Raw genomic sequence first — 14,633 nt, forward strand, 5'->3', positions numbered from 1 at the left:
ATTAAATGGAATAATGATAAACTTGTTTTGGGTTCATGAAATTCGGGAATGCACTACAGAATTGAGGTGGCTTAAATGGCAAGAAAAGGAACAATGATCGAGCGTTCAATCAAAAGTAAGTACTTAGATGAAGAAATGACTTTAAAAATTTACCAGCCTGAAGCATTTTCCGACTTGTATAAGTATCATATTTGTATCATGCAGGACGGGAATGATTACTACCAATTAGGACGGGTTGCTACATTGAGTGACAGGCTCCATGAAAGTCAGGAGATAACGAATACGATTTTTGTCGGTATTCATTACCAGGACAAATTTGATCGACGTGAAAAATATCATCCAAGCGGCGAACAACAAAAAGCTTATATCAAATTTTTAGTTCATGAAGTCGCTCCCTTTTTAGACGACCTGCTTCCTACATATCATATGGGGCAATCACGCACATTGATGGGTGATTCACTTGCTGGAACACTTGCATTAATGACTGCGCTTCAATATCCAAATACATTCAGCAATGTCATTATGCAATCGCCCTATGTCGATGAAACGGTGATGAACGCGGTTAAAAATGCTAAACAAGTGGATTCTATGGACATCTACCATACAATTGGTGTGGAAGAAACAGAAGTAGATACGACAGATGGTTCCAAGCAAGATTTTCTTACACCAAATCGGGAATTACACAAACTGTTAACCGAAAAAGGAACAAGTTATATTTATCATGAACTCGATGGCCCCCACACATGGAAGCCATGGCAAAAGGATTTGAAACGGGCACTTATAACAATGTTTGATGAGTAAAAGTATAAAATTTCTAAAAAAATTCTTTCAATTTCATTTCCTTTTTTGTTATAATAGAAGGTAAATCATATTATAGGGTATAATGTATCATCGTAATAATGGACAAAATATGAAGAGGAGGTTTTACGATGAAATACGGTATTATTATTTTTCCATCTAAGCCTATCCAAGACGAAGTAAACTCATATAGAAAACGGTATGATCCGCATTATGCACTTGTTCCCCCACATTTAACATTGAAGGAAGCATTTGAAGCGGATGATGATGAACTTGAGACATTAATTACGGAGCTTAAGCATATCGCCAACCAGACAAAACCATTCACCATTAATATCAATAAAGTAAGTACGTTTGCACCTGTAACTAACACGATCTATCTAAAAGTGGAACCGATCCCGGTATTAACCGATTTACATGAAAAAATGCAAAGCGGTAAATTTCCTAAAAACGAAGCATACAATTTTGTACCGCATATTACAGTTGCACAAAAGCTCAAAGACGATGAATATTCTGATGTGTTCGGCAGTATGAAAATGAAAGAGTTTAAAATGGAAGACACAGTTGATCGTTTTCAATTGTTATATCAATTGGACAATGGTTCTTGGACCGTTTATGAATCATTCGTGTTCGGGAAGGAATACGTGTGAATATTACCCTAGTTAAGTCAGAACAAGAAAAACAACAAGCTTTTCAGGTGCGAACGATCGTCTTCGTCAACGAGCAAAAAGTACCTCCTGAAGAGGAACTTGATCAATACGATGAAGAAGCGATCCATTTTATCTGCTACCAAGACGGCGACCCAATTGCAGCTAGCCGCTTACGCTTTGTTGATAAATACGGAAAATTAGAACGCATTTGCGTACTGAAAGAGCAACGAGGCAAATCATACGGTGCCCAACTAATTCAAGCAATGGAAGCGGCAATTTTGCAAAACGGTTATCACCATGCGAAGTTAAATGCGCAAACACATGCAGAAAACTTTTACAAACGGTTAGGATATGAAACCGTATCAGGAGAATTTCTTGATGCCGGTATCCCACACGTAACAATGATTAAACATTTATCTTAAGCAACAGTTCGCCTTTTTTGGCGGACTGTTTTTTGATGTGGCGATATTCCTGCTCTCATGTCGACGTTCTCGCGCCGATGTTTTTGCTTTCGGGCTGATGTTCTCGTTCTCGCGCCGATGTTTTTGCTTTCGGGCTGATGTTTCTGCTTTCGGGCTGATGTTCTCGCTCTCGCGCCGATGTTTCTGCTTTCGGGCCGATGTTCTCGTTCTCGCGCCGATGTTTCTGCTCTCGGGCTGATGTTCTCGTTCTCGCGCCGATGTTTCTGCTTTCGGGCTGATGTTCTCGTTCTCGCGCTGATGTTTCTGCTTTCGCGCCGATGTTTCTGCTTTCGGGCCGATGTTCTCGTTCTCGCGCCGATGTTTCTGCTTTCGGGCTGATGTTTCTTGTTTCGCGCCGATGTTTCTGCTTTCGGGCTGATGTTCTCGCTCTCGCGCCGATGTTTCTGCTTTCGGGCCGATGTTCCCACTTTCTCATCAATGAACCCCAACACGCATATTTAATTTCCTTCCGGTTATGATAAAGCATGTATGATTAAAGGGGATGAGTATGATGGATAGCTTAATGCCGATGTTATGGGAGACACTTTTCGGTTTTTTTGCGTTGTTCGTGTTGACAAAAGTTCTTGGAAAAACACAAATTTCACAATTAACGGCATTTGATTTTATTGCTGCCCTCGTTTTAGGAGAGCTTGTTGGGAATGCATTGTTTGATCCAAAGGCAGGCATTATGGATATCGCCTTTGTTGTTGTGTTATGGGGTGTCTTGTTATACATTACCGAACTGGTGACACAAAAATTCAAGCGCACACGCGGATTATTGGAAGGTAATCCAGCAATTGTAATTCACAAAGGACAGCTAATCAAAGAGGTCATGAAAAAGAATAAGCTTGATATTAACCAACTTCAGCACTTATTACGATCAAAAAATGCCTTTTCTGTTCAGGAAGTAGAATACGCAATCCTGGAATCTGATGGTAGCCTGTCTGTTTTAAAAAAGCCAGAATATCAATCTCCTACTAAAAAGGATTTAAACGTAGCACCAGGAAATGCTTTTCTAGCTGTAACCTTAATCAATGATGGTGAGATTTTGTGGGATAATCTACGTGAAGCAAATCTCAATGAGGAATGGTTACATACGGAATTAAACAGACAGAATTTCCAATCTGTCAAAGATATTTTTTTTGCGGAATATGTTCCAGACAAAAAACTATTCATTCTTCCATTCGTGGAACGAAAGCAAGAACAAAACGACTAACTTAAATTTATGCACTAGCTCAAAGCCGTACCACGTCATCTGGTACGGCTTTGGCCACTTATATGCTTTCACTAAAAATCCGCCCTTTCCCGGTTATATTAGCGTATACTTTTTCCGCTCCATCGTGGACAGGTTTTTCAACATGATCATTAGATGTGTTTATGGTGGATGCTCGTTGTGTATGTTCTTGTGGAATATCTTGATGCTGGGAATCTAAAATAACTTTGTATGGACTTTCAATGTAGAAAGGATCTTGTTTTTCTTTAATGACGCGCTGTTTATAATCCGTATATTGGTACTGCGAAATTGGTAACACATAGCCCATTTGAAACGCCTCCCAGTCATTTTTATACATATTCGTAGATGCAATCAAATTTATGTCCTTCCTTTATCTAACTATACCCGATTATTCGAAAAATTATGCCAAAGTAACCAACTAACCTTCCATTTTCTTCTCTAATTCCGCAATTAACTTTTCCAAATGGGTAATACCTTGCAAAAAATCCTCATTCCATTTGGTCATGTCCTCCTCAATTCGGTCCATTTTTTTCTCCGGATATTGAAACCACTTTTCATTCTTTTCTAAATGCTTTTCGATATCATGCAAATGTTTTAACCATGGAATATGGGGTTTTTGGTTCATGTAATCTATCACCTTTCATAAAAAATAAAAGACAGCTAAGCTAGCTGCCTTTATTGATAGTCATTTATATCCAAGAAAACGGCGGTCTTCGGTTGTCTCCACTTTCATCATCATTATCATGGTGATCGTCATCATAACTTCTGGATTCTACATCTTCTTGTTCTTCCATTTGTCGCCCTGGTCCAAAAAACGGATCATAACGGCGATGGTGACGAGGTTCAACATAGACATTATCCGCTTTAATGACTAAATCCTTCACATGAATAACTTTTTTCTTGTCTGACATTACGTTATCACTCCTTCTATTTCTAGGTAGAAATTTGGTCGTTATTAGTCTATGTAGACATTTCCCCATACGTATGGACATCCGCCCTTTTTTAATCAAATTTTACTCTTCTCCTCCTGTCAGGTTGAATGCCCACACCAACTTGGGGAAGTGACATATTCTATTAGGGACAATAGGTCAATAAACATTTAGGAAGGAGAAATTAATTCATGGGTTGTTGTGGAAAAGAATTTGATACGGGTAACTGTGTATGTGACATTCTAAAAGAGATAGCGGATGTACAAAACGATATAGTAGAAAATTGCTGCGACACTAGTTGCGAAAGATCCATTAATGATTTACTTGGGGAACAAGACAACGGAAATGATTTGGATACAGTTCCTGTTCTCTTATATTGCCAAGATGGTTGCAAGCCGTTTAAGGGGTATGGTGCTTTCAGAAATAGTAACGGTAACAATAATACCCCTTGTGACTTTGGCGAGGTAGTTAGCAGCTACTACTTCAGAGTAAAAAAAGTGGATGATGATTGCTGTGCGATTCTTGAGTTACTAGTAGATCCTACCGACACTGATTGCAATCCGACAGATCCAATCGATCAAAACAGCTGTCAATTGCGTGCAACAGGAATTTGCATGACAGTTGATGTAAATTGCTTCTGCCATGTAACGTGCCTACCAGCAATTTCAGCTTTTAATAATGTCATAGAGAGCTCTAACCATCATCATCATCATTAATTAGCAAAAAATAAAGAAGAGGACCACCACGCGTCCTCTTCTCCATCTTTACATACCGAGCATACGGATTTCGATAATTTCATTTTTAGGTACGCTAATTTTTCTTCTGCCAGTGCGCATTAAAATGGTTTCATCTTCTTGATCAACCATAATTCCACGATGAGCTTTTTCTTCTGTTCTCACTTCACATTTTAGTTTAGGTATATGTGGTGGAGTATTTACAAAGTAATTGATTTTCTCCTCGATGCTCATATCCTTAAACTTTGGCCGATTCTTGTTTTCCACTTCTTCTTTTGGATCTTCTGCACCATCTTGTTCTTCGGTATCGTCTTCTTCTTGCTGAAACTCAGTAACATCACCATCTTCGTCATCGGGCTGAGGGTTGCGAAAGTGCTGGAAATTATCTCCTTTTAAAGATTGTGTCCTCCCTGTTTGATCACTATTTTGTTGCGGCTTGCCTTTTGACGCGTTTCTTGGAGTAGAATAATTATGCTGCATTGGTGCTTCCGGTTTGGTTATTTTCGGCTGCTGAATATAGAACAATGGATCTCTAGCATATCTCTTTTTCACCATCGAACAATCTCTCCTTTTTATACGAGTAATCAACTTATTATATGAACCCAGGTTTGGAAATGTGTTTGGTGTAAGGTGCTAGAGGAGATGTCCTTGCATTTGCTGCTTGCCACTAACAATGGCCATTAAATCACCCTAGAGTCATCCATCTAATAAAAAGAGCGATCCCAAGATGGAATCACTCTCCTATTAAAAAGCCCATAAATGCAGTTGCCATGCCAAAATAAATTAAAATGGAAATGAGATCGTTAATGGTTGTGATAAACGGACCGGATGCAACAGCGGGATCAATTTTCAAACGATCCATCAAAAGTGGAACAAGTGACCCAGCCAGTGTTGCAACGGTGAGTGTTGCCATAATGGAAATGCCAACGAGAAGTCCGAGAAAAATTTCTCCTTTCCATAGGTAAATCACAATTGTTATCACGATCCCACAACTTGTACCGGTGATTAACCCTGTCGTAGCCTCGCGAATGATGAGTTTTATTTTGCCGGATTTTCCATATTCGCCAGTTGCCAAACCTCTTACAGCGACAGCGAGTGCCTGTGTCCCTGTATTACCAGCCATACCAGCGATTAATGGAATGAAAATCGCCAAAATCGTTACTTTATTAAGCGTCTCCTCAAATCGGCCGATTAGACTTGCTGTTAACATGCCTAAAAATAATAAAATAATTAACCATGGTAAGCGTTTCTTTGCAGATACAAACGCATTTTCATCCGGTCGATCGACATCAGATACCCCCGCAAGTTTGGAATAGTCATCGCTTGCTTCTTCGTCCATAACATCCAAAATATCATCGACCGTAATGATTCCAAGTAAATGTTGCTGAAAATCAATAACTGGCACTGCGAGAAAATCGTAATCCCGCATCATCTGTGCAACATCTTCCTGATCAAGACCGACAGACACAGACACAACTTTCTCACTCATCACATCGCCAATCAATGTATCTTCCTCAGCAATAATCAGATCGCGTAAGGACAGCACTCCTACAAGTCGTTTATCTTCGTCGATCACATATAAATAATAAATCGTTTCTGCATCAGGCGCTTCTTTTTTTAAATCGAGCATCGCTTGTCTTGTTGTTTGCGTTTTGTATAGAGCAATAAACTCCGTTGTCATGATACTGCCAGCCGTTTTTTCCTCGTAATGAAGAAGTTGTTTAATTTCTTCAGCAGCATCTTGATCCATAATGGTTAGAAAACTTGCGACTTTATCTTTTTCCAATTCATTTAATATATCAACAGCATCATCCGTTGCCATTTCAGCAAAAACCATCGCCGCAAATCGCGGATCCATTTCACTGAAAAAAACTTCTGTATCTTCAAGCTCGATATTTTCCATTATTTCAGCAGTTTCTTCTGGAGATAAATAACGATAAATTTGTAAACGGATTTCTTTCGGTTGACTCATGAAAAATTTTGCCTGATCATATGGGTGCATATCAATAAATTCTTCGCGAAACATCCCAATTTCTTCGTTCGCCAAGACACTTTTTAGATGTTCCCATTGCTCGGTCGATTCGTTCAGCTCATCCATATGTATCACTTCCTTCCGCACTATACTATATCATTATTTCCCCGTCATCAACTACTGCAAACAACATACCATTATTTCACTTTTGCAAATACAATAAGATAGCTTAAAAAAATACACCATTTCGTGTAAACTAGCATAAAGGAGTCTATTTAATCCTTTAAAAAATAAAGCAAGCAGTGATGATGCAGAAAGCAAGGAATTATAATGAACAATCAAAACATGCGTTCAAACATTGATTATACATTAATTTTTATTGTTATCCTTTTAGGGTGTGTAAGTTTATTTACAATCCATACAATAGAACCAACGCTACCACCGAAATATGATGGATCTAACTTCGTATTGAAGCAATTTGCTTGGTATGTTGGTGGGGCAATTCTTATCGCACTTACGATGATTTTAGACTATGACCGATTCAAACAAATCACCTGGATATTATATGGTGCGGGTATGGTGTCGCTACTCATGTTATACTTTCGCTTTCCCGCCCCAATTATCCATGAAGCAAATAATGCTGTCAGTTGGTTTAAATTCCCAGGTTTAGGTACCATTCAACCTGCAGAATTTATGAAAGTGATTTTAGTGTTGGCAATTGCCCATGTGATGGTCCAACATAACAATAAGTATGTTAATCGTACCATTAAAAGTGATTTATACTTGTTAGTCAAAATCATGATAATTGCACTTCCGCCAATGGGTTTAATTGCTGTGCAGCCTGATTTAGGTGGCTTTTTAGTGTTGGCGGCGATAACCGCATGTATGGTGCTTGTATCTGGAATAAGATGGCGAATTATCTTTTCCATCTTAGCGATTGGGATAGGTGTCATTGCAGCTGGACTTGCGGCTTGGTACTTTTTCCCTGGACCAATCGCTGACTATCTGGAAGAATCTGTTTTCGGACACGTATCAAGTAGGTTTTATGGTTGGCTCGATCCAGAACAGCATTTAGATTCCGGATACCAGCTCATCTATGCGATGCTTGCGATTGGATCTGGACAATTATTCGGAAAAGGTATCAGTGACATGGAGGTATATGTTCCAGAACGACATACCGATATGATCTTTACCGGGATCTCTGAACAATTTGGTTTTATCGGTGCAAGCCTTGTCGTAACATTATTCTTCTTATTAATTTACCGTCTCATTCATATTGCCTTATTAAGCAATGATAATTATGGAAGCTACCTTGTGACAGGCATGATTGGGATGTTTACTTATCAAATATTCCAAAATATTGGGATGTCAATCCAATTGCTACCAATCACTGGATTACCGCTACCTTTTTTAAGCTATGGGGGAAGCTCGACCTTAACTTATCTACTGGCAATCGGTATTGTCCTGAACGTGCATTCAAGAACACGGAAATATATGTTTGAATAGGAAGAACGCCAACTAAATATTTTTTAAGAAATCGGCAATATATGCCGATTTCTTTTCTATAATCATTTTTAAAGGTGAGTGATTTTTATGAAAATCGATGTAATTGGTGATATACATGGTTGTCTTGAAGAATTGCACGAATTGTTTTATGCACTAGGCTATCAAAAACAGAACAATATTTTTATCCACCCAGACGGGAGACTGCCTGTTTTTCTAGGAGATATTACCGATAGAGGACCACATTCCATCGATGTAATTAGACTCGTTAGCGAGATGGTCTTGCAGCAGCAGAAAGCAAAATATGTCCCGGGAAATCATTGCAACAAACTTTATCGCTATTTTTTAGGAAATAATGTGATGCAAAAACATGGATTGGAGACGACAGTTGCGGAGTATCTAGCTCTGGATACAAAGGACCAAACCCACATAAAAAGACAATTCATGACCCTGTATGAGAAGGCCCCACTCTACTTAGAAATAACGGAAGTACAAGCTATTGTTGCCCATGCAGGTATCAAGGAATCATTCATTGGTCGTACCGATAAAAAAGTGAAGTCTTTCGTCCTTTATGGCGACACGACCGGTGAATTTTATCCGGATGGGCGTCCAGTCAGAAGGGATTGGGCAAAACATTATCATGGAGACCGTTGGATTGTTTATGGTCATACACCAGTAAAGAAGCCAAGAAAAGTCCACAAAACAATCAATATTGATACCGGATGTGTATTCGGCAACGCCCTAACTGCTTTTCGTTTGCCTGAGGAAGAAACAGTGTCCGTCCCATCAAAGCAGCCACTAGTTGAAGAGAAATTCAGCTATTTCGACTAAGTAACTGTCTCATATCTTCAGGAATTGCTGACCGGAATTGCATTGTTTCTTTTGTAAATGGATGTTCGAACGTGATCTGATAGCAATGCAATGCTTGCCGCTTCATCAGAGCAGTCGATCCTCCATACAAATCATCACCTGCAAGTGGATGGCCAAAATGGGAAAAATGAACCCGGATTTGATGGGTTCGGCCTGTCTCCAGGTTGACATCAAGTAACGAATGCCCTGTCGTTGCCTCTAGAACATGGTAATGGGTGATTGCCTGCTTTCCTGTTTCGATCACTGTTCGCTCAATGATCGACCCTGTTTTCCTGCCAATCGGTTGTTCAATCGTACCATCGTTCATTGGCAGTCTTCCCTCCACAATCGCTTGATAATGTCGCTTTACTTTCCCCTCTTTCTGTGATCTGGAGAGTAGCGAATGACTATAGCGATGTTTAGCAATTAGCATGAGACCAGACGTATCACGATCTAGTCTAGTCACAACATGAATGGTAAACGGGATATTAAGATGCTGGTAATATCCCAATAAACGATTGGCAATCGTTCCAGATGCATGGTTCATAGATGGAATTGTAGCGATTCCAGCTGGCTTCTCTAAAATAATGAGGGCATCGTCTTCATAGATAATGGTCAGTGGTAATGTTTCTGGTTTCATACCAGCTCCGATAATCTCAGGCGGGAATTGGATTTGTAAGACATCACCGGCCGTTAAGCAAAAACTAACCATTTTAGCAGCTCCATTCACCCATATTTCACCCCCATCGAATTTTATCCCTTTCAAAATCCTTCTCGAAAACCCTTGCACCTGTTGTAAATAATCACGGATTGACATTCCATCATGTTCCTTCTTGATCGTCCATTGCACTAAAAGTCACCTTCTATTTTTTCTTATCTTCATCCGTTACAAACGAATCACGCACTCTGTTCCAAAAAGGAAATGGTCGAAATCTCGCAAACCGTACCTTCTCTTTCGCTACTCGGCATTGAATTGATTTTACATTTGTATATGTTTCCGTGAAATGGTCAATTGTTATTAAAAAGCTCCGATCCACAATTGGCTTTAACAAACAGGTATGATGTTTCGGTAAAATTAATGGTGAACCAATTGTCCGGAAAACACGGTTGTTAATCGAGGCCATTTCGGTTAATTGGAACGCCTCAAGTGATGGATGAATAATCCCACCACCTAACGCTTTGTTATAAGCTGTGCTACCAGAAGGTGTTGAGATGCACAAACCGTCTCCACGGAATGTTTCAAAATGTTCTCCTTTTATTTCCACATCGAATACAACAGAACCATCCGCTGTTTTTATCGTAGCCTCATTTAAAGCCAGATAACGATCCTCTGTACCACCTGTTTTTGCTCGGATAATTACTTCAAGCAGTGGGTATTCCACAACCTGGAATGGTGTTTTGGCGATTTCAATGATTAATTTTTCGACCTCATCTGGAACCCAGTCTGCATAGAACCCTAAATGGCCCGTATGTACTCCGATAAACGATGTCGCATCTGCCCTATGTACATATCGATGAAATGCTTCAAGCAATGTCCCGTCCCCACCAACTGAAATGACAAGATCAGGTTCTTGCTTGTCATACACCAAATCAAAATCGGTTAAGTATTGTTTCATCGTCGCTTTAATTTTATTCGACCGTTCGTCACCTTTTGATACAATAACAAATTTCACGTGTGTCATCCCCTTTTATCCCTGAATATAAATTCTATAAGTCGGAAACTGCTGCTTTAGCATCCCCTATTTCCGATGAAAAATTGCCTGTGCTTCCTGAACCTCATTTTTAATCTTGGACATTTCCTCATCCAATTTAAATGCGGCCTCCGCTGCCCGTTTTAGTCTTGCTTTAATATCAGATGGGATCCTACCTTCATATTTATAATTCAGCGAATGTTCATTTGTCGCCCAAAAGTTCATCGCCAGTGTGCGGATTTGAATTTCGGCTAGAACTATTTTTTCCCCATGAATGGTTTCGGCGGGATATTCAATAATCATATGGAACGAACGATAGCCACTTTCTTTTTTATTGGAGATATAATCTTTTTCTTCAATAATGGTTAAATCATTCCTTGACCTTAGCATCGTCACGATTGTATAAATATCATCAACAAATTGACACACTACCCGCACTCCAGCAATATCTTGAATCTCACACTCTATATGTTCAAGAGAAATCCCTTTTCGTTTTGCCTTTTCCAATATGCTTGGTATCGGTTTTACTCTACCAGTAATAAATTCAATCGGTGAATGTCTTTTTTCATGTTCAAATTGTGCTCGCATGCCTTTTAATTTTACTTTCAATTCTTCAACAACTTGTGAATAAGGTGCAAGTAATGCTTCCCAATTCAATTTACGCACCACCTAACTATCTTCTAACGTTCATAGGATAAAAACTATAAAATTTAGCTTTAATATGTTCTCGGGTAGAACAAGCCACGTCTACTCCAGCGCTAAAGCTGAAGCGAAACTTCCCTCATCTAACATCACTATCTTAGCTTTTGTTCATAACCCTTTATATTTTAACATAACATGTCACAATAGATAACTTTTGCATTATCAGCGATAATTCGTGATAATCAATAATAATCTACTGCAACTTATGGAGGATCATACATGAATCAAGAAGTTGAAATTGAATATAAAAATTTGTTAACAAGCACGGAATATACAAAAATTTCACAACGCTATCCTTTTCCCAAGGAGGCTGATAGCCAAACAAACTATTATTTTGAAACGGACAATTTTTTACTTAAGGAAAATGGCAGTGCATTACGTATCCGTAAAAAACATGGTAATTATGTTTTAACACTAAAGGAACCACATCCACACGGGTTGCTGGAAACGCATGACGCATTAACAGAAGAAGAAGCCACTGATTGGATAAATGGCAACATCGTTCAAAAAGACCATGTGATGAAACGTTTGCAGGCATTGCATATTCCGATAAACAAATTAGTATACTATGGTAAATTAACAACCGAGCGGCGGGAAGTAGAACATGATAATGCGCTGCTCGTTCTTGACTATAGTATGTACAATCAGACATCAGATTACGAATTGGAAGTAGAAGCACCAACAGAGGAAATTGGGATACGTGTTTTTACCGATGTGTTGGAAAATAACCAAGTTGAAAAACGGGATACACCAAATAAAATTAAACGATTTTTTGCAACGTTACCGAAGTAGGAAATGAGCCTTAAAGCTTAGGTAGCATTGTTTAAATAAGGGAATCACATAGCTGCGAACTTGCGCTTCTATTTTGGTTTTCAATCAGATTAATTGCCCATTTGTAGGGAACGTTGCTACAATATAGACAAACATAAAAAGGAAAGCGAGTAAGATTATGAATCAGACTGGAACAATATACGAAGCAATTGGTGGATTTGATACAATCGATCGACTTGTAACAGCTTTTTATAAACGAGTTGGGAAACATCCGAAATTGGTACCGATTTTCCCAGAAGATTTAACGGAAACCGCAAGAAAGCAGCGACTATTTCTCACCCAGTTTTTTGGAGGACCAAGGCTTTATTCCGAAGAACGCGGCAATCCTATGATGAGACGGCGGCATTTACCATTTGAAATCACCCCATCAAGAAAGGACGCATGGCTGGAATGCATGCATGCCGCACTAGAAGAAGCAGAAATTGAAGAACCATATCGTACAGCTATATTTGAGAAATTAACCATGACGGCACACCATATGATGAACACACCGGAATAACAGAAAGGAGAATCGATGTGAGTTGGGAACATGCTGGGCTATCAAGCTCAAACAAGACTAACACATCGGCAGGGTACGGATTAATTGACTTTATACAAAAACCGATTGAAATTTATGTTTTTATCGACCCACTTTGTCCTGAATGCTGGTCATTAGAACCGTATCTAAAAAAATTAGCGATCGAATATGGAGAATATTTCACCATTAGACCAATTGTCAGCGGTCATTTAAACAATTTAAATAAAGATATATTTGATAAGCCGAAGAAGCTCAAAGCTATTTGGGAAAAAACAGCAAATCGAACAGGAATGTGCTGTGATGGCGATTTATGGATTGAAAACCCTGTTTCCTCCCCTTGGGTCGCCTCACTTGCCATAAAAGCGGCTGAACTCCAAGGGAAAAAAGCTGGACGATTATTTTTGCGAAAAGTACAAGAAAATCTATTCTTATTAAAACAAAATATTTCTGATGAAGAGGTCTTATTGGATTGCGCCAAACAGGCACATCTTGATCTTGATGAGTTCAAGAATGATTTGTACTCGACTTCTGCAAAGAAAGCTTTTCAAGGGGACCTAAAGCTTACAAAAGAAATGGAAGTCGACTACATCCCCACCATCGTCTTTTTCAACCAAATCATCGAGCAACACGGTATCAAAATTTCCGGCCTCTACCCGTATGACATCTATGTACGTGTCTTAAAGCAAATGTTACAAAAAGACCCTATACCTGCTGAGAAACCATCTTTAGAAGATTTTTTGGCTGACTTCGATGTAGTGGGAAACAAAGAAGTGGCTGTTGTATATGACTGGACAACCGAAAAAGCTGATAAAGAAATGAAAAAACTACAACTAAAACGAACCGCTGAAAAAATTCCAGTTAAATTTGGGGCGTTTTGGAAGTATATTGGAGAATAAACGACAGTTCGCCTCTTTGGCGGACTGTTTTTTGTGTTTTTGTATTGTCGTGGTTGATGTTTCCGCTCTCGGGTTGATGTTTCCTCTCTCGGGACGATGTTTCTGCTCTCGGGACGATATTTCTGCTCTCGAGACGATGTTTCTACTCTCGCGCTGATGTTTCTACTCTCGCGCTGATGTTTCCTCTCTCGGGACGATGTTTCTGCTTTCGCGCCGATGTTTCTACTCTCGCGCCGATGTTTCCTCTCTCGGGACGATGTTTCTGCTCTCGCGCTGATGTTTCCTCTCTCGGGACGATGTTTCTGCTTTCGCGCCGATGTTTCTACTCTCGCGCCGATGTTTCCTCTCTCGGGACGATGTTTCTGCTCTCGCGCCGATGTTTCCTCTCTCGGGACGATGTTTCTGCTCTCGTGATGTTTCTGCTCTCGCGCCGATGTTTCCTCTCTCGGGACGATGTTTCTGCTCTCGGGACGATGTTTCCTCTCTCGGGTTGATGTTCCTGCTTTCCGGTTGATGTTTCCTCTCTCGGGACGATGTTTCTGCTCTCGCGCCGATGTTTCCTCTCTCGGGACGATGTTTCTGCTCTCGCGCTGATGTTTCTACTCTCGCGCCGATGTTCCTGCTCTCGCGCCGATGTTTCTGCTCTCGGGACGATGTTTCCTCTCTCGGGACGATGTTTCTGCTCTCGCGCCGATGTTTCCTCTCTCGGGACGATGTTTCTGCTCTCGCGCCGATGTTTCCTCTCTCGGGACGATGTTTCCTCTCTCGCGCCGATGTTTCCTCTCTCGCGCTGATGTTTCTACTCTCGCGCCGATGTTTCCTCTCTCGCGCCGATGTTTCTTCTCTCGCGACGTTGTTTCTGCTCT

20 protein-coding genes are annotated in these 14,633 nt (G+C 40.0%); 10 read left to right on the forward strand and 10 right to left on the reverse strand.

Translation table 11 applies throughout. The features are described from left to right. The first annotated feature begins 75 nt into the window (after positions 1-75). The 3 genes from C8270_RS16815 to C8270_RS16825 all read left to right on the forward strand — a co-directional run bounded on the left by C8270_RS16815 (position 76) and on the right by C8270_RS16825 (position 1,870). A complete protein-coding gene (locus tag C8270_RS16815; protein ID WP_106497943.1) occupies positions 76-801 on the forward strand; it encodes an alpha/beta hydrolase in 726 nt (241 codons plus the stop codon). A gap of 128 nt (positions 802-929) precedes the next feature. Then, a complete protein-coding gene (locus C8270_RS16820; RefSeq protein WP_106497944.1) occupies positions 930-1,448 on the forward strand; it encodes a YjcG family protein in 519 nt (172 codons plus the stop codon). Beyond that, positions 1,445-1,870, forward strand: a complete 426-nt coding sequence (locus C8270_RS16825; RefSeq protein WP_106497945.1) for a GNAT family N-acetyltransferase — start codon at positions 1,445-1,447, stop codon at positions 1,868-1,870. Before C8270_RS16820 ends, C8270_RS16825 begins: the two co-directional genes overlap by 4 nt. On the opposite strand, the gene C8270_RS16830 is transcribed toward C8270_RS16825, so the two are convergent. Next, complete coding sequence (locus C8270_RS16830; protein WP_158701757.1) at positions 1,867-2,358, reverse strand: hypothetical protein; 492 nt, start codon at positions 2,356-2,358, stop codon at positions 1,867-1,869. The two genes, C8270_RS16825 and C8270_RS16830, sit on opposite strands and share 4 nt — an antisense overlap. Positions 2,359-2,420: 62 nt before the next feature. On the opposite strand from C8270_RS16830, the gene C8270_RS16835 reads away from it, so the two are divergent. Beyond that, positions 2,421-3,125 (forward strand): YetF domain-containing protein, encoded by a 705-nt coding sequence (locus tag C8270_RS16835; RefSeq protein WP_106497947.1) that lies wholly within the window; start codon positions 2,421-2,423, stop codon positions 3,123-3,125. A 58-nt stretch (positions 3,126-3,183) separates the two neighbouring features. Here C8270_RS16835 and C8270_RS16840 read toward each other — a convergent pair whose 3' ends face one another. The 3 genes from C8270_RS16840 to C8270_RS16850 all read right to left on the reverse strand — a co-directional run bounded on the left by C8270_RS16840 (position 3,184) and on the right by C8270_RS16850 (position 4,054). Beyond that, positions 3,184-3,498, reverse strand: a complete 315-nt coding sequence (locus C8270_RS16840; RefSeq protein WP_106497948.1) for a hypothetical protein — start codon at positions 3,496-3,498, stop codon at positions 3,184-3,186. Between the two features lie 63 nt (positions 3,499-3,561). Then, positions 3,562-3,768: a hypothetical protein gene (locus C8270_RS16845; protein ID WP_106497949.1), complete on the reverse strand. Its 207-nt coding sequence runs from the start codon at positions 3,766-3,768 to the stop codon at positions 3,562-3,564. A 64-nt stretch (positions 3,769-3,832) separates the two neighbouring features. Next, positions 3,833-4,054: a hypothetical protein gene (locus C8270_RS16850; protein WP_106497950.1), complete on the reverse strand. Its 222-nt coding sequence runs from the start codon at positions 4,052-4,054 to the stop codon at positions 3,833-3,835. Between the two features lie 209 nt (positions 4,055-4,263). On the opposite strand from C8270_RS16850, the gene C8270_RS16855 reads away from it, so the two are divergent. Beyond that, a complete protein-coding gene (locus tag C8270_RS16855; protein ID WP_106497951.1) occupies positions 4,264-4,788 on the forward strand; it encodes a CotY/CotZ family spore coat protein in 525 nt (174 codons plus the stop codon). Between the two features lie 48 nt (positions 4,789-4,836). On the opposite strand, the gene C8270_RS16860 is transcribed toward C8270_RS16855, so the two are convergent. Next, entirely contained in the window at positions 4,837-5,361 is a 525-nt protein-coding gene (locus C8270_RS16860) for a CotO family spore coat protein (protein ID WP_106497952.1), read from the reverse strand. Between the two features lie 178 nt (positions 5,362-5,539). Next, positions 5,540-6,904 carry a magnesium transporter gene (mgtE, locus tag C8270_RS16865; RefSeq protein ID WP_199794692.1) on the reverse strand — a complete coding sequence of 455 codons (1,365 nt, stop codon included), beginning with the start codon at positions 6,902-6,904 and terminating at the stop codon, positions 5,540-5,542. Positions 6,905-7,108: 204 nt separating this feature from the next. Here mgtE and C8270_RS16870 point away from each other — a divergent pair, with 204 nt between their 5' ends. Both C8270_RS16870 and prpE read left to right on the forward strand, forming a co-directional pair. Then, positions 7,109-8,284 carry an FtsW/RodA/SpoVE family cell cycle protein gene (locus C8270_RS16870; RefSeq protein ID WP_199794693.1) on the forward strand — a complete coding sequence of 392 codons (1,176 nt, stop codon included), beginning with the start codon at positions 7,109-7,111 and terminating at the stop codon, positions 8,282-8,284. An 87-nt stretch (positions 8,285-8,371) separates the two neighbouring features. Then, a complete protein-coding gene (prpE, locus tag C8270_RS16875; RefSeq protein WP_106497954.1) occupies positions 8,372-9,112 on the forward strand; it encodes a bis(5'-nucleosyl)-tetraphosphatase PrpE in 741 nt (246 codons plus the stop codon). On the opposite strand, the gene C8270_RS16880 is transcribed toward prpE, so the two are convergent. From C8270_RS16880 to C8270_RS16890, 3 genes are all read right to left on the reverse strand, one after another. Next, a complete protein-coding gene (locus C8270_RS16880) occupies positions 9,096-9,980 on the reverse strand; it encodes an RluA family pseudouridine synthase (RefSeq protein WP_234028584.1) in 885 nt (294 codons plus the stop codon). The two genes, prpE and C8270_RS16880, sit on opposite strands and share 17 nt — an antisense overlap. 13 nt (positions 9,981-9,993) lie before the next feature. Continuing rightward, a complete protein-coding gene (locus tag C8270_RS16885) occupies positions 9,994-10,803 on the reverse strand; it encodes an NAD kinase (RefSeq protein WP_106497955.1) in 810 nt (269 codons plus the stop codon). Positions 10,804-10,869: 66 nt separating this feature from the next. Continuing rightward, positions 10,870-11,478 (reverse strand): GTP pyrophosphokinase, encoded by a 609-nt coding sequence (locus tag C8270_RS16890; protein ID WP_106497956.1) that lies wholly within the window; start codon positions 11,476-11,478, stop codon positions 10,870-10,872. Between the two features lie 264 nt (positions 11,479-11,742). Between C8270_RS16890 and C8270_RS16895 the strand changes: the two genes are divergently transcribed. The 3 genes from C8270_RS16895 (at position 11,743) to C8270_RS16905 (ending at position 13,767) form a co-directional block, all read left to right on the forward strand. Further along, positions 11,743-12,315, forward strand: coding sequence for a CYTH domain-containing protein (locus C8270_RS16895; protein WP_106497957.1), 573 nt, complete (start codon positions 11,743-11,745; stop codon positions 12,313-12,315). A 157-nt stretch (positions 12,316-12,472) separates the two neighbouring features. Further along, positions 12,473-12,853 (forward strand): globin domain-containing protein, encoded by a 381-nt coding sequence (locus C8270_RS16900; RefSeq protein ID WP_106497958.1) that lies wholly within the window; start codon positions 12,473-12,475, stop codon positions 12,851-12,853. 17 nt (positions 12,854-12,870) lie between these two features. Beyond that, positions 12,871-13,767 carry a ClpXP adapter SpxH family protein gene (locus C8270_RS16905; RefSeq protein WP_106497959.1) on the forward strand — a complete coding sequence of 299 codons (897 nt, stop codon included), beginning with the start codon at positions 12,871-12,873 and terminating at the stop codon, positions 13,765-13,767. A 222-nt stretch (positions 13,768-13,989) separates the two neighbouring features. Here the strand turns inward: C8270_RS16905 and C8270_RS20315 are convergent. After that, the coding region (locus C8270_RS20315; RefSeq protein ID WP_199794694.1) for a hypothetical protein at positions 13,990-14,633 on the reverse strand (644 nt) is incomplete at its 5' end.

It is taken from the genome of Lentibacillus sp. Marseille-P4043 (assembly GCF_900258515.1).
Lineage (GTDB): Bacteria > Bacillota > Bacilli > Bacillales > Amphibacillaceae > Lentibacillus_C.